Origin of the sequence: Roseateles oligotrophus (assembly GCF_025717515.1) — a bacterium.
Taxonomy (GTDB): Bacteria; Pseudomonadota; Gammaproteobacteria; order Burkholderiales; family Burkholderiaceae_C; genus Paucibacter_A; species Paucibacter_A oligotrophus.
Window position 1 is genome coordinate 39,727 of the sequence record NZ_JAJIRN010000012.1, and the last position, 17,373, is coordinate 57,099.

The following is a 17,373-nucleotide window of genomic DNA, read 5'->3' on the forward strand; positions in this document are numbered from 1 at the left end:
GTTGTCTCCACCCGGTCAGGGCGTCACAAGCTAATGCCTAGAATGCACTGCCTCAATGGGCTGCGACTCGCGCCCCGCCCTTGATTCACCGTTGTCAAATTTTGGAGAACTTGCAATGACCCGTCTTTCACGTATTGCTTTGGCTTGCGCATTGACGCTGGCGCTGCCTTTGGCAGCAAGCGCTCAAGTGGCTGCCGCCGGCTTGTCGGCCAGTGCTCCAGGAGCCCGCATCAAGGCCGGCGAACTGGTGGTCCGCGCCAAGGTGGTCGAAGTTGATCTGGTGAATCGCACGGCCACGCTGCGCGGCCCGAAGGGCGAGATGCAAACCGTCACGGCGCCCGAAGATATGAAGAATTTCGCCCAAGTTCGTGCCGGTGACGAGTTGGTGGTGCGCTATACGGCCGCCGTGGCCGCCAAGCTCGAGAAGGTCGAGCCGACCGGTATTCGCCAGCGCATTGAGTCCAGCAGCAGCGCAGTGGCCGCTTCCGGCGCCCTGCCTGGCATGGCTGCGGGCCGTACCGTCGAGGTCTTGGCGGTGTTGAAGGCCCTGGACAAGAAGAACGGTATCGCCACGCTGCGCGGTGCCACCCGTACCTTCTCGCTGGTCGTGCCCGAAGGCATCGACATCTCCAAGCTGAAGGTCGGCGACGAAGTGCGCGCCGCCTTCACAGAGGCAATCGCCATCAACGTTGAGCGCCCTGCCGCCAAGTAAGCGCCGTTCAAGCAAAATGCTTCGCAAGCGGTCCCGGCGGACCGGGCCGATCTTGAACGGAGCTCTGCGATGACGCTCATCGAACGTCTGGGCCGAGGCCTGCTATGCCTGCTGCTGCTAGCCTGCGCGGCATGGGCCGGCTTGGCCTTGTTCTACGCGGGTCCGGCACAGGAATCCTCGCGCTACGGCTTGGTGGCGGCAGTTTGCTTGTTCACCATGCTGACGCTCGCGGCACAATGGCTGCCTGCTTGGCACCGCATCCGTTGGTGGGCGGTGGCCGGCTTTGCCGCGCTGTTTGGTGCGCTGCTTTTTTGGTATTTCAGCCTGCAAGCCTCGAATGACAGGGACTGGCGACCCGAGGTCGCGGTGCTGCCTTTTGCCACGGTGGATGGCAATTCCGTCACGGTGCACAACATCCGCAACTTCGATTACCGCAGCGAGCATGACTTCACGCCGGCCCATTACGAGCGGCGCTTTGACTTGAACAAGATCGAGGGGGTCGACGTCGTCACCACCTATTGGATGGGGCCGCATATTGCCCATGTCTTCCTCAGCTTTGCCTTTGCCGATGACCAACACCTGGCTTTTTCGATCGAAACCCGTACCGAAAAAGGCGAGGGTTACTCGACGCTGAGGGGCTTCTTCCGCCAGTACGAATTGTTTTACACCGTGGCCGATGAGCGCGATGTGATTCGGGTGCGCACCAATTACCGCAAGGATCCGATCGAGGATGTCTATGTCTACCGGGTCAAGGCCGGCCCAGAGGGCGTGCGGCGTCTGTTCATGGAATATGTCCGGCAGATAAATGAGCTGAAGGACAACCCGGCCTTCTACAACAGCCTGACGACCAATTGCACTACCAATATGTGGGTCAATGCCCGCATCAATCCGAATACCCTGCCGTTCAGCTGGAAGGTGCTGGCGAGTGGCCATGTGCCCGAGTATCTGTATGAGCAAGATCGCTTGGTGACGGATGGGCTGAGTCTGGAAGATTTGCAAGCCCACGCCCATGTGAACAGCCGCGCTCAGGCCGCCGACTCGGCGGCCGATTTCTCACGCCGGATTCGGCTTGCCGAGCCTGTGGCTGCGCCAGCAATGCCGGCCAAGCCTTAACCGAAATCGATATCGTCATGCATCCTGCCCTCCGCCACCCCTTAGCCATTGCGGCCGCGCTGGCGCTCGCTGCCGAGCCGGGCTTGGCCCTCGCTCAGCCCGCCGAAACGGCTGTTACGCCGCTTGCCGCCACAGCGGAAGCCGTCAAGCGGCCCAAAATTTGCCTGGTGCTGTCCGGCGGCGGTGCGCGCGGCGCCGCACACACCGGCGTACTGCGGGTGCTGGAGGAGTTGCGAGTGCCCATCCACTGCATCACCGGCACCAGCATGGGCGCGCTGGTGGGCGGCGCCTACGCCACCGGCATGAGCATCGACGAAATGGATGCCGTCAACGCCGACATCACGGTCGCCAAGTTGTTCAAAGAGAAGCCCCCGCGCCTCGAGATGACGATGCGCCGCAAGGTCGATGACCATGCCAATTACATCGGCCCGGAGATCGGCCTGGGCTCGGCGGAGGCTTCGTTGACCAAGGGCGCGGTGTCGGGCGTGCAACTGGAAACGGTGCTGCGGCAGCTGTCCAAGGTGCGCGGCTATCGCAGCTTCGACGCCTTGCCGATTCAGTTCCGGGCCGTCGCGACCGACCTGGTGACGGGCAAGGCGGTGGTGTTCAACGAAGGCGATATGGCCAATGTAATGCGGGCCAGCATGTCGGTGCCCGGCGCGGTGGCGCCGGCCGAGATCAACGGCATGATGCTGGTGGACGGCATGTTGACCAGCAATCTGCCGGTCGCCGCCGCGCGCGAACTGGGCGCCGATGTCGTGATCGCCGTCAACGTCGGCACGCCCTTGCTCAAGCGCGAGCAGCTCAGCAGCATCTTTGGTGTGGCCGGCCAGATGCTGAGCATCTTGACCGAGCAAAACGTGCAGGCGTCGATTGCTTCCCTGAAGCCGGGCGACATCCTGATCTCCCCGGAGCTGGGCGATTACTCCACCGCCGACTTTGATAATTTACCGAAGATTTCGCCGCTGGGCGAAACGGCGGCGCGTAAGGTAGCCGAGCAGTTGGGCCGTTACTCGGTGCCGGTGGAGGAATATGCTGCGCTGCGCCGCCAGCAAAGCTCGCCGGTGCCGGCCGATTTGAAGCCGGTTGACGAGATCCGCTTTGTCAATCTGAAGCGCGTCAATCCGGCGGAAGCGCAGAAGGTGCTGCAGACGACGGTTCATGAGCCGATCGACCAGGAGGAGCTTGATGCCGATATGCGCCGGCTCTATGGCACCGGCGACTTTGAACATGTGAATTACCGAACCCTTAAAGAGGGCGCGCGCCGGGTGCTGGCGATTGATGCCATGGAGAAGTCTTGGGGGCCGACCTATCTGCGTGTCGGTTTGGCGCTTGACAGCGACTTCGGCAGCGAGACCAACGCCAGCTTGCTGGCTTCGGTGCGCCGGACATGGATCAATTCGATGGGTGCGGAATGGCGTACCGACCTCAGCGTGGGTGGCAACAATCGGATGCGAACCGAGTTCTATCAACCGTTTGAGGCCGGCAAGAATTGGTTTGTTGCACCGACGCTGGACCTGTCACAGCGCTTGCTTTCCGTCTACGAGGGCAATAGCAAACGGGCGATCTACTCGCTCTATTCGGGCCAGGTCGGGCTCGACATTGGACGCAGCTTTTACCAATACGGGGTGCTGAAAATGGGGGTCGTCGGCGGGCGTCTGCAGCAGAATCTCGACACCGGCGATGAGTTGCTGCGCCCCAAGCCCAGTCGAGTGAAGACCGGCGGTCTGTCGGCCAGTTTGGTCATGGACCGCTTGGACAGCGTCTTGTTTCCGCGCGTGGGCTGGCATGTACGAGCCAATCTTTACAACTCGAACCACAAGCTCGGGGCCGACTTTGATTACTCAAAATGGGATGCCAGCGTCAACGAGGTCTATTCCTTCGGGGAGAACACCTTCAATTTTGGTTTGTATGGGGGCGGCAAATTAGGTGGCGAGCGGCTTCCCGGTTATGACAACGTGAAGCTGGGCGGATTTTTGCGGCAGTCCGGTTTTGCCCCCAATCAGCTCATCGGAGAAGAGTTGACCTTGGGGCGGATGCTCTACTACCGCCGAATCTCTCAAGGCAGTTTGCTGGAGGGCTTGTATGGTGGCCTGTCGCTGGAAATAGGCCGCATCAACAGGCCGCTGATTCAAGGAAATTCGGAGGCCTGGCGGCGTTCGGCCTCGGTATTTGTGGGCACGGATACCTTTGTTGGCCCGCTCTACCTGGCCTACGGCCGCACCGTCGACGGCCCCAGCAGTTTTTATCTGCTGCTGGGCCCCGCCTTCTGATGCACGGACCCGAGGGCCAGGCGCTAACATCGAAGCCGGCCGGCTCGGTTTATGGCAACAGCGTACGGAGCCGGCTCATACCGCCAATTTGGAGATCGTCATGACGAATAGCAAATACTTACTCAGCCCATTGTTGGCGCCAGCCCTGGCGCTAACCTTGACCCTTGGCGGCCTTGGCCTGAGTGGCTGCGCGACCGGTCCGCAGGTGCAGGTCGAGATGGACAGGTCGGCCGACTTCAGCCAATACAAGACCTTTGCTTTTGTCAGCCCCTTGGGCACCGACCGCAGCGGCTATCAGACGATTGTTTCGGGTCAGTTGAAGGCCTCGGCCCAGCGGGAGTTGGAGGCGCGCGGCCTGCGCTACGACGCGGCTGCACCGCAGTTGCTGATCAACTTCAATGCCAGCCTGAGCGAAAAGTTGCGCCTGTCACCCGGCACTGGCTATGGCATCGGCTATTACGGCTATCGCGGTGGACTCTACGCACCTTGGCCCTACTACCGTGACATGAACAGCGTGTCTCAATACACCGAGGGCACGCTCAATATCGATGTGGTTGACGCCGCTCGCAAGCAAATGATCTGGGAGGGTGTGGTGACCGGCACCGTCTCGGATCACCTCACGCCGGAGCAGACCGAGGCCGCCATCAACAAGGCCTTGGCCGCTGCCTTTGTAAAATTCCCCCGCGCGCCACTTGCGGCCCCGGCTGCCAAGGCCCCTTGAAACGAATCTCCCGCGATTGAATAGCCATGACCCTGAAGAGAATATTGCTTGCCTTGCTGGTGCTGACCCTGTTGGGCGTCGGCTATTTCTATCTCGCCTTGAGCTGGAGCTATTCATCGGGGGAGCGTGCCGGCTGGATCCAGAAGCTGTCCGACAAGGGCTGGGTTTGCAAGACCTGGGAGGGCGAGCTGGCGCTGGTGTCTATACCCGGCAGCTCGACGGTCGAGAAGTTCCAGTTCACCGCCGCCAATGACAAGATCGCCGCCGAATTGACCGAGGTGATGGGTCGGCGGGTGAACCTGCATTACGAAGAAAAGGTCGGCCTGCCGACCAGCTGCTTTGGTGAGACCCGCCACTTCGTCACCAAGGTGACTGTGGCCAACGATATCTCCTTGTCACCGGGCGTCGTCGTCCACACCGCCCCGGCCGCCGCATCCGCCGCGGCTTCAAATTGAACCCTTCACCCGGTCCTGCTATGACTCAGCCAACGATCGCCTTCATTGGCGGCGGCAATATGGCCAGCGCCATCATCGGTGGCCTGCTTAAATCGGGCCAGCCGCCCGAGCGGCTGATCGTCGTCGAGCCCTATGAGCCGCAGCGCGTCAAGTTGCAGGCCGATTTTGGCTTGACTGCGCTGGCGGCAGCCGACGCTTCTCTGGGCGGGGCCGAGCTGCTGATGTGGGCCGTCAAGCCGCAACTGTTTGCCGAAGCGGCGGCGCCCTGCGCGCCCTATGTGGCGCAAGCCTTGCAGCTGTCGGTGATGGCAGGCATACGCAGTGACACGCTGGTACGCGCCACCGGCGCGGCGCGCGTCGTGCGGGCGATGCCCAATACGCCGGCGCTGATCGGTCAAGGCATTGCCGGCCTTTACGCCCGGCCCGAGGTTACGCCGGCCGACAAGGCCTTGGTAGAGCAAGTCTTGGCCCCCACCGGCCAGACCCTGTGGGTGGCGCGCGAGACTGATTTGGATGCAGTGACCGCCTTGTCCGGCTCCGGACCGGCCTATTTTTTCTACTTCGTCGAGGCGATGATGGACAGCGCCGTTGAACTCGGTTTGAGCGCCGAGCAAGGCCGGCAGTTAGCGCTTGCTACCTGTGCAGGTGCCGCAGCACTTGCACAGCAGTCCAGCGAAAGCCCGGCCACGCTGCGAGAGCGCGTTACGTCCAAGGGCGGCACGACCTATGCCGCGCTGAGCAGCATGCAGGCCGACGGTGTGGCGCAGGCTATTCAGCGCGCGGTCAAAGCCGCCCAGCAGCGCGCTCGCGAGCTGGGTGACGAGTTCGGCGCCTGAGCCGGCCGCTCCGCCATGGGGATTGCGAGTCGGAACAGTCTGCGTGCTTGGCTGCGCGCGCCCGGTTCACTGAGCCGTCGCTTGGCGCAGTTGGGCGAGCGCTTCGAGGTCGAGCTCTTGAGTCAACGAATCGCGCCGCTGCGCGCGCGTGAGCTGGCGGCGCTCGGTGCGCCCCGTCGCGGTTGCACGGTGGTGCGTGAAGTAATTCTGCGGGTCGATGGTCACCCATTGGTTTGGGCTCGGTCCAGCTTGCATGCCAGCGCTTTGGCCGGCCCTTGGCGGGCTTTGAAGGGTTTGGGCCCCAGACCACTTGCAGACCTGCTCTATAGCGATCGCCGCGTGCAACGCAGCGAGTTGCAACCCAGGCGCTTGACGCGTTACGGGCACACCCGTCGGCAGATGGAAAAGCAGTGGCTCAAGGCCACCGGCACGCCCGCTTCCAAGCAAATGTTGTGGTCGCGCAACTCTGTTTTCAGCCGTTGTGGTGCTCAGTTACGTGTGATGGAGCTGTTCGCCCCGGAACTGAGCCTTTATATACCGGTTATTAGTCGCGTTATGACTTGCACAAAAGTGAACAATAGGACGTAGAATTACAAACTAGGGGGGTTCATCAGCCGTTTTGAGGAATCTCATGAAAACACGTGATATTGTCATTTTTAGCGGCGAGCAATTCGCCGTCCCGCAGTGCATCCAGCGCATTGACCACCAGAGTACACATGGTTGGCAATTGCGTTATGGCGGCACCAAGCTCTATTCCGACCATTCGCAAGACGGTAGCGGCGCCGCCGCCGCACTCGCCTTGGCGACCAAGGAATTGCTGAGTCGGATTGCCAAACTGCCGGCCCCGTCAAGGCTGCAGCGCAAACCGAGTGGCAACAAGGGCAACGACCTGCCGGTCGGTATCTCCGGGCCTATCGTGAGGCAACGTGCCAGCAGCCGTGTACGCGACTGCAGCTTTGCCGTGTCTTTGCCGCGTTATGGTCAGACGCCAAGTGGTCGCAGTGTCTATATCGGCACCGAGAACACATACACGATCGAGAAGTACCAAGCCGCATTGGCCAAGGCGGTGGAGTTGCGCGTCAAGGCCGAAGAGGTCTATCAGCGCGCAGCGACACGGGTCAAGCGTGCCGAAGGCAAGGCCTTGAAGGCGCAGCTCAAAGGCGCTTGATCTGACTTTGCCCGCATCAGGGCTTTTTGCCGGGCCCTGATGCGGCTTGCGTCAACATTTCGCACGCCCGAAGCGCCACGCTCCCGAAGGAGCCGGTCTAGGCGCGCCTCCTGCTCGCCTACGTCGCTCATATCGGCGTCGAAGGCTCTTCGCCTGCCCAAGTAGTCGCCCAGTTAGACGGTATTCACTCGAGCTTTCGTTTCAGCGCAGCGCCAGGTCCACGGCGGTGCCGGCAAAGACCGCAAACCCTAACCAGTGATTCTCGCGGAATGCCTTGAAACAGCCTTCGCGTGTGCGTTCGCGAATCAAGCCGAAGTGCCAGATGACCTGAGCAGCTGCCAGCGCGATGCCGAGCAGGAACACCCAACCGAGGCCAAAGCGCAGGCCCAGCGCCGTCCAGGCCAGCAAGTAGACGGCGTAGAACCCCATCACCGCCGCCACATCAAAGCGGCCCAGCGTCAGCGCTGAGGTCTTGATGCCCAGGCGGATATCGTCATCGCGGTCCACCATCGCATACTCGGTGTCATAGGCCAAGACCCAAAACAGATTGGCCAGCAACAGCGCCCAGGCCGATAGGGGCACCGCGGCATTGATGGCGGAAAAACTCCATGCGGTGCCGCCCAGCGCGGCCGAGAAAGCCATCGGAATGCCGAAGCTGAAGGCCACGCCCAAGACCGCCTGCGGCATCGCGAACACCCGTTTGGCGTAGGGGTAAAGAATCGCGACCAAGAGCGCGCCGAAGGACAGCAGAATCGTCGGCGCATTGGTCGTCAGCACCAGGGCAAAAGCCGTCAGGGCAAGACCTGCCCCCAGCAGCAACGCCGCCTTGACGCTGACCGCGCCGCTGGTGACGGGCCGGTTGGCGGTGCGTTTGACGTGTTTGTCGATGTCACGGTCCGCCACATCATTGACGCAGCAACCGGCCGAGCGCATCAGCACGGTGCCGAGCGTGAAGACGATTAAGAGATGCCAGCCGGGGAAGCCATCGGCGGCAATCCACAGCGCGCACAGCGTCGGCCAAAGCAAAAGCAGCCAGCCAGCCGGGCGGTCCCAGCGGATCAGGTTCAGGTAGGGGGCAAGGCGGGAAGCAAAACGGGTCGATCGCATGGCGGCAGTTTAGCCAGCCTTTTGGCAGCCGGGCCGGGCTACAAGGCGCTCCCCGCCCGGCGATCAGATCGCCACAGCATTTCAGGTGCGCCTCTTGTTGGTGAATTCGCGCATCGTTGGCGATTGCTGAACGGCGGCGGCCCGGATCTTGGCGATATGGGCCAGCGCATCTTGACTGACGGACGGCGCCAAATAGCTTGATTGGCCTATGCCCTTGGATGGCAGGCGGTTCAATCCAGCCAAAATGTAGAAGTAGTTGCCGGCGGCGAAGAGCGATTGTTTGCGTTGAATATCGATGTTATGGGGCAGCTTCTCGTCCCAAAGATCGAGCAGTTCCTGCAGGCTGGGCGGGATCACCACCTCCTCGGTGTAAGCGCGCCAGAACGGTGTGTCGCGCCGGCCCGAGATCACGTAATGCAGCAAGATGAAATCTCGCAACTCGCTATTCAGATCGGCCAAATCGGGCAGGCGACCGCACGGTCGCCTCGCCAACGCCAATCGTGCCAATTTCGGCCGATTCGACCCGTTGAATCGTCACTGCCGTTTCGGAGTTGGAGCCCAGTAGTTTTTGTAAATAGGCGGTGCTCAACCAGCCGAGCCGCCGCCCACAATCAATATCGAACGGTAAGGAATCATGGGGTACACAGCACCAAGTCGACCGAGCCGGCCACAAGCAGCAATTTCGGCTGCTAAGGGCAGGGCTTGAGCCCTGCTGAATGAACAAATGCCGAAACTCCACGCCTTCGGCAGCAAGCGCTGGATGGCCTTCTATGCCTTGTTGAAGACACCGCCTTGCCGACGCCGCCGAGTCGTCAGCACCAGCCCTGCCAAGGCCGAACCGGCCAGCAGCAAGGAGGCCGGCTCGGGCACCGCGGCGGCTTTTTCCACCATCACGTCAAAGCTGATCGAGTTGAGCTTGAACTGCCCGGCCGTGGCCTGGACGCCGACCCCCAAGACGCCGTCGCTGCGCACGTCCTTCAAGGCCGCCGCGTCGAAACTCAGGCTGGTGTCCAGCGCGCCAAAGATCGCGCTATAGGTGTCGCGCTGTCGGAGATATCTGTAGTCATAGCTACAGTTGCCATACCTGTCGGTGCTTTTGCAGACTCGGTCTTGAGCGCGCGCAGGGCCATAGTTGCCAGCGGAACTGCTGCGGGTTTCGGCCACATCGCTTACGCTGCTGTCACCGATCAACAGTCTCATGCTGTCCGCAACCAGATCCACACGCTGCCAGTCCAGGGATTGGGTGGAAATGGTGTCCTGAATGACGTACTGGCGGAACTCCTTGCGACCATTGTGGCAAGGGTTGTTGCCAAAAAAGCCGCAGTCATTGGTGTCCGGGATGTCGTACAAGAGATATTGAGCTTGGTGGCTGGTCTGGCCGGTCACCTGATAAGCGCTGTAAACCATATTCGGGAGCCCGCCGTAATACTGCACGTCGGAGTAACCATGCAGCGTGGCGTTGCCCGACACGATGTCCGTCGAACTATAGCCCTGGCCGGACAAGAAGCTGCCCAGATCGAAGTTCAGGCTGACGCTGTTGCGATTCAGTGAGTTGCTGAGCTGAAAGGTCTGGCTGAGCAGCACCGGCGCGGCGAACAGTGGCGTGCTGGAGATGCAGCCGGCGGCCACGAGTGCGAGGCTGAGACGAATTTTACGTTGCATGGGTTCCTCCTTTTTTGCGGTTGGTGTCGCACGACAACAAGGCGTGCAGATCGGCCACGCAGTGTCTGCGCGGCCAGCGCAAAATCGAGGTTAGGCAACCCCAGGGAATTTTCAATCGCGTGAAAAGCGCACGAGATGCTTGGCTATTCCGGTCTTGCGCCCGAGCCTGCGGGCCCTCAACGCCAGTCGGCGCTCCGCACCATGGCAAATGCCGTTAGCGCAAGACCCGACCCCGGCAGCCGCAAGACCCGCCACACCGCTACTCCCCACCTCGTCGGCACTTCGCAATGCGCTGCGCTTCCCCGCCGAGGGCGTCTATATTGCGGTGCTTGCCAACAGCGACACGCAGGAGCCGGATATCCAAACCCTGGCCGCCAGGAGGATTGCCGCCTTGGTCTTGCCCAAGTGAAGCTCAAACCCCTATTTCTCAGGACAAGCTCATGCTCATCGAAGCCTTCAAATACAAGCAATGGGCCGACCGGCGCACGCTGGATGCTGTTGCAGGCATCAATACAAGCGAATTCCCCGCGGCCATGGCCTTCGCGCTGCAGCAACTCAATCACATGGTCCGGGTCGAAGAACTTTTCAGAGCCAGACTGGCCGGCGAGGCCGCAGCTCACCCATCGACCAATACCGAAACCGTGCCGGCGCTGGACGAACTGGAGCAGCGACTCGCCGCCTCGAACCAATGGCTGGCCCGCTATGTCGAAAACTTGACGCAGCAAGAGCGCGAGCAGGCGCTGTCCTTCCAGTTCGTCGATGGCCAATATGGACGCATGACAAGGCTGGAAATGCTGTTTCACCTCGTCAATCACGGGACCTATCACCGCGGTGCGATTGGCCATGCGCTGGATCTCGCGAACGCAGCGCGGCCGGCGGACACCTACACGGTCTTCATTCACGCACTGGAGCCGGCGCGCCGCGAGCCGGATTGAGCAGCGCTCAAGGCCGGCCGACGGTGCCCGTCCAAGCAAGCATTCCGTCTGAATAGGGCTGCATTCGGTGCCTTGAAATTGTTCCGGCCGGGGCCGCTTTGCGTTACGCTGCCGAGGCAAGCCCGCACGAGGCTGAAGCGACGGAGTCTGAAGGCATGAAACTGAAAATTCTGATCGTTGACGACAACGAAGAAATTCGCGCCCTGCTGCATGCGACCCTGGATCTGGCCGATGCCTTCGAGGTGCATGAAGCCCGCGATGGGCCCGCTGCCGTCGCCTTGGCCGCCACCCTGAACCCCAATCTGGTGTTGATGGACATCATGATGCCGGGCGCATTCGAGGGCGATGAGGCTTGCCGGCAAATCAAGGCCGCAGCCGCAGCCGCGGGTCGCGAGATACCCAAGGTGATTTTGATCAGCGCCAAGCCCTTGGATCAGATCAAGGCCGATGCAAAAACCTGCGGTGCCGACCTGTTTATCGCCAAGCCTTTCGGCCCGGCACAACTGGTCGATACGATCAGCAATCTGTACCGACCTTCTTGATCGATTAGGCTTTGGCCCTGGCCTTGTCCCACAAGGCGATCGCCTCGCCGACTACGCCGCGCCGGAAGGCCAGCACGCAGACGATGAAGATCAGCCCGGTCACCAGGCTGACCGATTCGCCCAGGCCATTGAACCAGTTGATGCCGGTCAGGTCAGCCAAGACCTTGCCCAGGTCACCGATCTTGTTCTCAAGTGAAATGATGATCAGCGCGCCCACCATCGGCCCGACCAAGGTGCCCATGCCGCCCACCAAAGTCATCAGGATCACCAGACCGGAGGTCGTCCAGACCGCGTCGGTCAAGGTGGCGAAACCCAGCACCAAGGTCTTGGTGGCGCCGGCCAAACCGGCCAAAGTGGCCGACAGCACAAAGGCCAGCAACTTGAAACGGTCGACGTCGTAGCCCAGCGAAATTGCGCGCGGCTCGTTCTCGCGGATCGAGGTCAGCACCTGGCCAAACGGTGAATGCACGGTGCGATAGATCAGCCAGAAGGCGCCGATGAAGATGGCCAGCACCACGTAGAAGAGGGTCAGGTCGTTGCCCAAGTCAAGGCCGAAGAAGCTGCCGCGTGGCACCGACTGCAGGCCGTCTTCACCGCCGGTGAACGAGGCCTGCAGGAAGAAGAAGTACAGCATCTGGCTCAGCGCCAGCGTGATCATCGAAAAGTAGATGCCGGTGCGCTTGATCGCCAGCAGACCAATCCCTAGGCCAACCACGCCGGCGGCCAGCGCGCCGAAGACCAGGCCCAGCGGGGCCGAAAAACCCCAGACCTTCAGCGCATGACCAGCGCCGTAAGCGGCGGTGCCCAGGAAGGCGGCATGGCCGAAGCTGAGCAGGCCGGTAAAGCCGACCAGCAGATTGAAGGCGCAGGCGAACAAGGCGAAACACAGCACCTTCATCACGAAGATCGGGTAGACGCCCAGCGCCGGCAGCAGCGCGATGGCGCCGAACAGCAGCGCATAGCCGTAGACAGGATTGAGGGGAGTTTTTGAAGAGGACGCGAGCGCGGTCATGCTTATTTTTCCTTGCCAAACAAACCGGCCGGCCGCACCAGCAGCACGATGGCCATAACGACAAACACAACCGTGCTCGACGCCTCGGGGTAGAACACCTTGGTCAAGCCCTCAATGATGCCCAGGCCCAAGCCGGTCAAGATCGAACCGAGGATGGAGCCCATGCCGCCGATCACCACCACCGCGAACACGACGATGATCAGATTGCTGCCCATCAGCGCGCTAACCTGCAGAATCGGCGCCGCCAGCACGCCGGCAAAGGCGGCCAAGGCCACGCCACCGGCATAGGTCAGCGTGATCATGCGCGGCACGTTGATGCCGAAGGCCTGCACCAGCTTGGGGTTCTCGGTGCCTGCGCGCAAGGTAGCGCCCAAGGTGGTCTTCTCGATCAAGGCCCAGACGCCCAGGCAAACCGTGATCGAGGCGACCACCACCCAGGCGCGGTAATTGGGCAAGACCATGAAGCCCAGATTGGTGGCCCCCTGCAGGGCCTCAGGCACCTGGTACTGCTGGCCCGAAACGCCGTAGAAGGAACGGAACACGCCCTCCATCACCAGCGTAATGCCGAAGGTCAAGAGCAGGCCGTAGATGTGATCGAGCTTGTAGAGCCATTGCAGCATCAGCCGCTCGATCAAGATGCCCAATACGCCCACCACCAGCGGTGCCAGCAAAAGCATCATCCAGTAGTTCAGGCCCAGATACTCCAGCCCCATCCAGGCCAGAAAGGCGCCCATCATGTACAGCGCCCCATGGGCGAAGTTGATGATGTTGAGCATGCCGAAGATAACGGCCAAGCCCAGCGACAGCATCGCGTAAAACGAGCCGTTCACCAGGCCCAGCAAGAGCTGACCCAATAGTGCCGAGATGGGAATACCAAATAGATCAGTCATCTTGTCGTCATCTAGTCAATTCAACCCGCTCAATCGGTTGTTGGCGGGCAAAGGCGGGCGGCCTGTCGCCAAGAACCCGCTCAATCAGTTGGTGCCCGAGCTACTCGCTTCGCTCTGAGCCCGCGCACAAGGAAGCCCCTGCGGGCTCCCTTGTGGCTGGCGAAGGACTTTGCGCTTGCAAGCGCAAAGGCGGGCGATCCGGCACACAACCCTAATCAGTTGGGGACAGAGCTACTCGCGGGTACGCTCGGGCGGTCTGTCCCCAAAGGCATTACTTTTTCACCAACGGGCACTTCGAATCCGCCAACTTGGTGAAGGCATCGTCACCCGGGATGCGGGTCACGACCTTGAAGTAATCCCAAGGTTCGGTGGACTCCTTCGGTGACTTCACTTGCAGCAGGAACATGTCATGGATGCCGCGGCCGTCTTCCTTGCGGATGCTGCCCTTGACGTAGAAGTCATTGATCGGCGTGTCCTTCATCTTGCCGATCACCTTGTCGGCGTCGTCGGTCTTGATCGCGTCAACGGCCTTCAGGTAATGCATGGCGGCCGAGTAGTCAGCGGCCTGCAGCGAGGACGGCATGCGCTTCATCTTCTCGAAGAAGCGGCGGCTCCATTCGCGCGCCTCCGGGCTCTGGTTCCAGTACCAGCTGTCGGTCAGATACATGCCCTCGGTGGTCTTCAGGCCGAGCGAATGGATGTCGTTGATGAACATCAGCAGGCCGGCCAGCTTCATGGTCTTGGTGATGCCGAACTCATTCGCGGCCTTGATCGCGTTGATGGTGTCGCCGCCGGCGTTGGCCAGGCCCAGCACCTGCGCCTTGCTGCCCTGTGCTTGCAGCAAGAAGGAGGAGAAATCATTGGCATTGAGCGGATGCTTGACGCTGCCCAAGACCTGACCCCCGGTCTTGCCGACGACGGTGGCGGTGTCGCTTTGCAGCGAGGCGCCGAACGCATAGTCGGCGGTCAAGAAAAACCAGCTCTTGCCGCCGCCCTTGGTGACGGCCGAGCCGGTGCCGTTGGCGAGCGCCACCGTGTCGTAGGCGTAGTGGATGGTGTAAGGCGTGCAATCTTCATTGGTCAGGCGGGCCGAACCGGCGCCGATCACCATGAAGGGCCGCTTCTTCTCGGCCGCGATCTTGGCCATGGCCAGATTGGCGCCGGAGTTGGTGCCGCCGATCAACATGTCAACGCCTTGGGTGTCGATCCACTCGCGGGCCTTGCTGGCGGCCACGTCGGCCTTGTTCTGGTGGTCGGCAAAGATCAGTTCGATCTTCTTGCCGCCGGCCATGCCCTTCATATCGGCAATCGCCATTTTGATCGCTTCGACGCCACCGGCGCCGTCGATGTCGGCGTAGACGCTGGACATATCGGTGATGAAACCGATCTTGACGGTGTCACCGGAAATTTGTGCCTGGGCGGCGCTCGCCAATCCCAGGGAGGCGATGGAAGCGAGGGCGATGCGTTTGAGCTTGTGGGTCATGGGCTACTCCTGGTCAGTTGGGGAAGGGGAGGGATCAAACACTGAGCAATTCGTCGAGCTTGGCCTGCTTGGCCGGCAGTTCTGCGGCAGAGAAAGACTCCACCACCTCGCCATGCTCGACCACGATGAAGTGGTCGGCCAGCGGCGCGGCGAAGCGGAAGTTCTGCTCCACCATCACGATGGTGAAGCCTTGGGCCTTGAGCGCCGTGATCATGCGCGCCAACGTTTGCACGATCACGGGAGCTAGGCCTTCGGAGATTTCGTCCAGCAACAAGATGTCGGCGCCGGTGCGCAAAATTCGCGCCACCGCCAGCATCTGCTGCTCGCCCCCAGACAGCCTTGTGCCGGGGCTGTGCCGGCGCTCTGCCAGGTTAGGGAACATCTGGTAAATCTGCTCGTCGCTCATCGGCGTGGCGCGGCCACCGCTCAGGCGCGGCGGCAGGTGCAGGTTTTCTTCGGTCGTCAGCGAGGCAAAAATGCCGCGCTCTTCCGGGCAGTAGCCGAGGCCCAGATGCGCGATCCGGTGCGTGGCCATTGCGATCGTCTCGACACCATGCACCTTGATCGAACCCTTGCGCGCACCGGTCAGGCCCATGATGGCGCGCAGCGTGGTGGTGCGGCCGGCGCCGTTGCGGCCCAGCAAAGTCAAGACTTGACCCTTTTGCACGCTCAGATTGATGCCGTGCAGGATGTGACTCTCGCCGTACCAGGCGTGGAGATTGCTGATCTCAAGGGCGGCGGTCATCAATGGGCTCCCTGGAGTTCGGCGGCTTCGCTGCCCATATAGGCCTCCAGCACGGCCGGGTGCTTGGAGACCTCGGCGTAGTCGCCTTCGGCCAACACGGCGCCGCGGGCCAGCACGGTGATGCGGTCGGCAATTTTGGACACGACCTTCATATTGTGTTCAACCATCAAGACGGTGCGGCCCTCGGCGACGCGTTTGATCAAGGCGGTGACGCGGTCCACGTCCTCATGGCCCATGCCCTGTGTCGGCTCATCCAACAGCATCAGGGTGGGCTCCATCGCCATCGTGGTGGCGATCTCGAGCGCCCGCTTGCGACCATAGGGCAGATCGCCCGCCTTCAGCGCCGCCATGTCGCGCAGGTCCACCAACTCCAGCAGCGCAAGCACACGGGCATCAAGCTGCTTCAGGCCGGTCAGGCCCTTCCAGAAATGGAAGCTGGTGCCGGTGAAGCGCTGCAGGCCGATGCGCACGTTTTCCAGCACCGTCAGGTGCGGGAACACGGCCGAAATCTGGAAGCTGCGAATCACGCCGCGGCGGGCAATCTCGGCCGGCTTCTCGCCGGTGATGTCGACGCCATTGAAGTGAATGCTGCCGCGCGTTGGCTCTAAAAACTTCGTCAGCAGGTTGAAGCAGGTGGTTTTGCCGGCGCCGTTGGGGCCGATCAAGGCGTGAATCGCACCGCGCTGGACCCGCAGATCTACGCCGTCAACGGCGGTAAAGCCTTTGAAGTCTTTGCTGAGTCCACGGGTTTCGAGAATTAGTTCGCTCACTGTGCACCGACGCACCCGATCAGGGCGCGATTGAAGTTAGGCCCCCAATGTAGGGCGTAAAGGCAAGACCTGACACCGGAACTTCCTTTACGTAGCATTGCTCTAGGGTAATCACCGACACGCCGCCCGCAAAAACAGGCTTGAGCACGCTAGGAGTCTGCGCGGCAGAAGGATCGGCGGCTGCGAACCGACCGCAGCCGTCCATTCGGCACCGTCTTTTTGCCCCATAGCCGGGCTATGGGGCTGCAAATCCGGCACCAACTGTCCTGGCTGGGGTCGATTCTCGCTATCGCCGCCTTCTGCCGCGCAGACTCCTAGCTGGAGCTAATTTGCCCCTGGCCCGAGGCGCTCGCGCCCATCACGCGGCCGACCAGGGCGGCGGCGTTGTGCACGTCATAGCGCTGCCTCAGGCCGGCGCGCAGCTTCTCGACGGTGCGCGGCGACAGGCCGAGTAGTCTGGCGGATTCTTTGGCGGTCTGCCCTGCGGCCATCGCTGTCAAGACCTCACGTTCGCGTGGCGTCAGCGCTTCGGAGTCGCATTGGCGGGTGAATACGCGCTCAAAAGTCCAGGCCGCCTCTAGAAAGGGCGCGGCCATATCGCGGGCATGGCCATGTACGCGGAACCATTGCAGACGGCCGTCGCGGCGCCGCATCAAACGCTCATCCTGGTAGCTGCCGCAGCCCTGCATCGCGTTTTGAATACGCAGACCGATGCGCTTGAATTCGGCCTCGCTGGGAAAGAGCAGGGCGAAGCTTTTGCCGATCAATTCGGTCGGTTCGTAGCCAAACATCGCAGCGAAACTCGGATTGACCCAGCTCAGCACGCGCTCGTGCGACAACGCCAGCCCCAACGGGCTCAGCGCCGCAAAGGCGTCGGCTGGGGAAAACCCTGGCGTAGTTTTGGGGCTTGCTGCTGCTTCCATGGCTGCGTAGGCTAACCGATTATTCG

21 protein-coding genes are annotated in these 17,373 nt (G+C 61.6%); 11 read left to right on the forward strand and 10 right to left on the reverse strand.

Going from position 1 to position 17,373, the window contains the following annotated elements; all coding sequences use genetic code 11:
- Positions 1-115: 115 nt before the first annotated feature.
- The 8 genes from LNV07_RS23445 (at position 116) to LNV07_RS23480 (ending at position 7,278) form a co-directional block, all read left to right on the forward strand.
- Positions 116-712 (forward strand): hypothetical protein, encoded by a 597-nt coding sequence (locus LNV07_RS23445; RefSeq protein WP_263573624.1) that lies wholly within the window; start codon positions 116-118, stop codon positions 710-712.
- Positions 713-781: 69 nt separating this feature from the next.
- Positions 782-1,825, forward strand: a complete 1,044-nt coding sequence (locus LNV07_RS23450) for an Lnb N-terminal periplasmic domain-containing protein (protein ID WP_263573625.1) — start codon at positions 782-784, stop codon at positions 1,823-1,825.
- Positions 1,826-1,842: 17 nt separating this feature from the next.
- Positions 1,843-4,098, forward strand: a complete 2,256-nt coding sequence (locus LNV07_RS23455) for a patatin-like phospholipase family protein (RefSeq protein ID WP_263573626.1) — start codon at positions 1,843-1,845, stop codon at positions 4,096-4,098.
- Positions 4,099-4,198: 100 nt separating this feature from the next.
- Complete coding sequence (locus tag LNV07_RS23460) at positions 4,199-4,819, forward strand: DUF4136 domain-containing protein (RefSeq protein WP_263573627.1); 621 nt, start codon at positions 4,199-4,201, stop codon at positions 4,817-4,819.
- 26 nt (positions 4,820-4,845) lie between these two features.
- Entirely contained in the window at positions 4,846-5,274 is a 429-nt protein-coding gene (locus tag LNV07_RS23465) for a hypothetical protein (RefSeq protein ID WP_263573628.1), read from the forward strand.
- Between the two features lie 20 nt (positions 5,275-5,294).
- Positions 5,295-6,110: a pyrroline-5-carboxylate reductase gene (gene proC, locus LNV07_RS23470; protein ID WP_263573629.1), complete on the forward strand. Its 816-nt coding sequence runs from the start codon at positions 5,295-5,297 to the stop codon at positions 6,108-6,110.
- Between the two features lie 15 nt (positions 6,111-6,125).
- Positions 6,126-6,698 (forward strand): chorismate--pyruvate lyase family protein, encoded by a 573-nt coding sequence (locus tag LNV07_RS23475; RefSeq protein ID WP_263573630.1) that lies wholly within the window; start codon positions 6,126-6,128, stop codon positions 6,696-6,698.
- Positions 6,699-6,741: 43 nt separating this feature from the next.
- Positions 6,742-7,278 (forward strand): hypothetical protein, encoded by a 537-nt coding sequence (locus LNV07_RS23480; RefSeq protein WP_263573631.1) that lies wholly within the window; start codon positions 6,742-6,744, stop codon positions 7,276-7,278.
- A gap of 201 nt (positions 7,279-7,479) precedes the next feature.
- Here LNV07_RS23480 and ubiA read toward each other — a convergent pair whose 3' ends face one another.
- From ubiA to LNV07_RS23495, 4 genes are all read right to left on the reverse strand, one after another.
- Positions 7,480-8,385: a 4-hydroxybenzoate octaprenyltransferase gene (gene ubiA, locus LNV07_RS23485; RefSeq protein ID WP_263573632.1), complete on the reverse strand. Its 906-nt coding sequence runs from the start codon at positions 8,383-8,385 to the stop codon at positions 7,480-7,482.
- An 81-nt stretch (positions 8,386-8,466) separates the two neighbouring features.
- Complete coding sequence (locus tag LNV07_RS23490) at positions 8,467-8,844, reverse strand: tryptophan 7-halogenase (RefSeq protein WP_263573633.1); 378 nt, start codon at positions 8,842-8,844, stop codon at positions 8,467-8,469.
- The gene (locus tag LNV07_RS25600) at positions 8,828-9,124 is read right to left on the reverse strand and encodes a tryptophan 7-halogenase (protein WP_397545596.1); all 297 of its coding nucleotides are present in this window, start codon (positions 9,122-9,124) and stop codon (positions 8,828-8,830) included. Before LNV07_RS25600 ends, LNV07_RS23490 begins: the two co-directional genes overlap by 17 nt.
- 29 nt (positions 9,125-9,153) lie before the next feature.
- Positions 9,154-10,047: a PEP-CTERM sorting domain-containing protein gene (locus LNV07_RS23495; RefSeq protein WP_263573634.1), complete on the reverse strand. Its 894-nt coding sequence runs from the start codon at positions 10,045-10,047 to the stop codon at positions 9,154-9,156.
- 208 nt (positions 10,048-10,255) lie between these two features.
- Here LNV07_RS23495 and LNV07_RS23500 point away from each other — a divergent pair, with 208 nt between their 5' ends.
- From LNV07_RS23500 to LNV07_RS23510, 3 genes are all read left to right on the forward strand, one after another.
- Entirely contained in the window at positions 10,256-10,456 is a 201-nt protein-coding gene (locus LNV07_RS23500) for a hypothetical protein (protein ID WP_263573635.1), read from the forward strand.
- A gap of 31 nt (positions 10,457-10,487) precedes the next feature.
- Positions 10,488-10,982 (forward strand): DinB family protein, encoded by a 495-nt coding sequence (locus LNV07_RS23505; RefSeq protein ID WP_263573636.1) that lies wholly within the window; start codon positions 10,488-10,490, stop codon positions 10,980-10,982.
- A 155-nt stretch (positions 10,983-11,137) separates the two neighbouring features.
- The gene (locus LNV07_RS23510; RefSeq protein ID WP_263573637.1) at positions 11,138-11,524 is read left to right on the forward strand and encodes a response regulator transcription factor; all 387 of its coding nucleotides are present in this window, start codon (positions 11,138-11,140) and stop codon (positions 11,522-11,524) included.
- 4 nt (positions 11,525-11,528) lie between these two features.
- Here the strand turns inward: LNV07_RS23510 and LNV07_RS23515 are convergent, their stop codons facing one another.
- From LNV07_RS23515 to LNV07_RS23540, 6 genes are all read right to left on the reverse strand, one after another.
- Positions 11,529-12,536, reverse strand: coding sequence for a branched-chain amino acid ABC transporter permease (locus LNV07_RS23515; protein WP_263573638.1), 1,008 nt, complete (start codon positions 12,534-12,536; stop codon positions 11,529-11,531).
- A gap of 2 nt (positions 12,537-12,538) precedes the next feature.
- Positions 12,539-13,426: a branched-chain amino acid ABC transporter permease gene (locus LNV07_RS23520; RefSeq protein WP_263573639.1), complete on the reverse strand. Its 888-nt coding sequence runs from the start codon at positions 13,424-13,426 to the stop codon at positions 12,539-12,541.
- Positions 13,427-13,697: 271 nt separating this feature from the next.
- Positions 13,698-14,909: an ABC transporter substrate-binding protein gene (locus LNV07_RS23525; protein WP_263573640.1), complete on the reverse strand. Its 1,212-nt coding sequence runs from the start codon at positions 14,907-14,909 to the stop codon at positions 13,698-13,700.
- A gap of 34 nt (positions 14,910-14,943) precedes the next feature.
- On the reverse strand, positions 14,944-15,654 hold the full coding sequence (locus LNV07_RS23530) for an ABC transporter ATP-binding protein (RefSeq protein ID WP_263573641.1): 711 nt from the start codon (positions 15,652-15,654) through the stop codon (positions 14,944-14,946).
- A complete protein-coding gene (locus LNV07_RS23535) occupies positions 15,654-16,424 on the reverse strand; it encodes an ABC transporter ATP-binding protein (protein WP_263573642.1) in 771 nt (256 codons plus the stop codon). The genes LNV07_RS23530 and LNV07_RS23535 overlap by 1 nt, the downstream gene beginning before the upstream one ends.
- A 314-nt stretch (positions 16,425-16,738) precedes the next feature.
- Positions 16,739-17,347: a helix-turn-helix transcriptional regulator gene (locus LNV07_RS23540; protein ID WP_263573643.1), complete on the reverse strand. Its 609-nt coding sequence runs from the start codon at positions 17,345-17,347 to the stop codon at positions 16,739-16,741.
- Positions 17,348-17,373: the final 26 nt, after the last annotated feature.

What these genes read in the sequence shown, in the direction of transcription:
- LNV07_RS23510 (WP_263573637.1), top strand. Translation starts at nt 11,138, where the DNA reads ATGAAACTGAAAATTCTGATCGTTGACGACAACGAAGAAATTCGCGCC.
- LNV07_RS23540 (WP_263573643.1), bottom strand. Translation starts at nt 17,347, where the DNA reads ATGGAAGCAGCAGCAAGCCCCAAAACTACGCCAGGGTTTTCCCCAGCC.
- LNV07_RS23475 (WP_263573630.1), top strand. Translation starts at nt 6,126, where the DNA reads ATGGGGATTGCGAGTCGGAACAGTCTGCGTGCTTGGCTGCGCGCGCCC.
- LNV07_RS23465 (WP_263573628.1), top strand. Translation starts at nt 4,846, where the DNA reads ATGACCCTGAAGAGAATATTGCTTGCCTTGCTGGTGCTGACCCTGTTG.
- proC (WP_263573629.1), top strand. Translation starts at nt 5,295, where the DNA reads ATGACTCAGCCAACGATCGCCTTCATTGGCGGCGGCAATATGGCCAGC.
- LNV07_RS23515 (WP_263573638.1), bottom strand. Translation starts at nt 12,536, where the DNA reads ATGACCGCGCTCGCGTCCTCTTCAAAAACTCCCCTCAATCCTGTCTAC.
- LNV07_RS23480 (WP_263573631.1), top strand. Translation starts at nt 6,742, where the DNA reads ATGAAAACACGTGATATTGTCATTTTTAGCGGCGAGCAATTCGCCGTC.
- LNV07_RS23460 (WP_263573627.1), top strand. Translation starts at nt 4,199, where the DNA reads ATGACGAATAGCAAATACTTACTCAGCCCATTGTTGGCGCCAGCCCTG.
- LNV07_RS23495 (WP_263573634.1), bottom strand. Translation starts at nt 10,047, where the DNA reads ATGCAACGTAAAATTCGTCTCAGCCTCGCACTCGTGGCCGCCGGCTGC.
- LNV07_RS23505 (WP_263573636.1), top strand. Translation starts at nt 10,488, where the DNA reads ATGCTCATCGAAGCCTTCAAATACAAGCAATGGGCCGACCGGCGCACG.
- LNV07_RS23445 (WP_263573624.1), top strand. Translation starts at nt 116, where the DNA reads ATGACCCGTCTTTCACGTATTGCTTTGGCTTGCGCATTGACGCTGGCG.
- LNV07_RS23520 (WP_263573639.1), bottom strand. Translation starts at nt 13,426, where the DNA reads ATGACTGATCTATTTGGTATTCCCATCTCGGCACTATTGGGTCAGCTC.
- LNV07_RS23455 (WP_263573626.1), top strand. Translation starts at nt 1,843, where the DNA reads ATGCATCCTGCCCTCCGCCACCCCTTAGCCATTGCGGCCGCGCTGGCG.
- LNV07_RS23525 (WP_263573640.1), bottom strand. Translation starts at nt 14,909, where the DNA reads ATGACCCACAAGCTCAAACGCATCGCCCTCGCTTCCATCGCCTCCCTG.
- LNV07_RS23500 (WP_263573635.1), top strand. Translation starts at nt 10,256, where the DNA reads ATGCCGTTAGCGCAAGACCCGACCCCGGCAGCCGCAAGACCCGCCACA.
- LNV07_RS23530 (WP_263573641.1), bottom strand. Translation starts at nt 15,654, where the DNA reads ATGACCGCCGCCCTTGAGATCAGCAATCTCCACGCCTGGTACGGCGAG.
- LNV07_RS23450 (WP_263573625.1), top strand. Translation starts at nt 782, where the DNA reads ATGACGCTCATCGAACGTCTGGGCCGAGGCCTGCTATGCCTGCTGCTG.
- ubiA (WP_263573632.1), bottom strand. Translation starts at nt 8,385, where the DNA reads ATGCGATCGACCCGTTTTGCTTCCCGCCTTGCCCCCTACCTGAACCTG.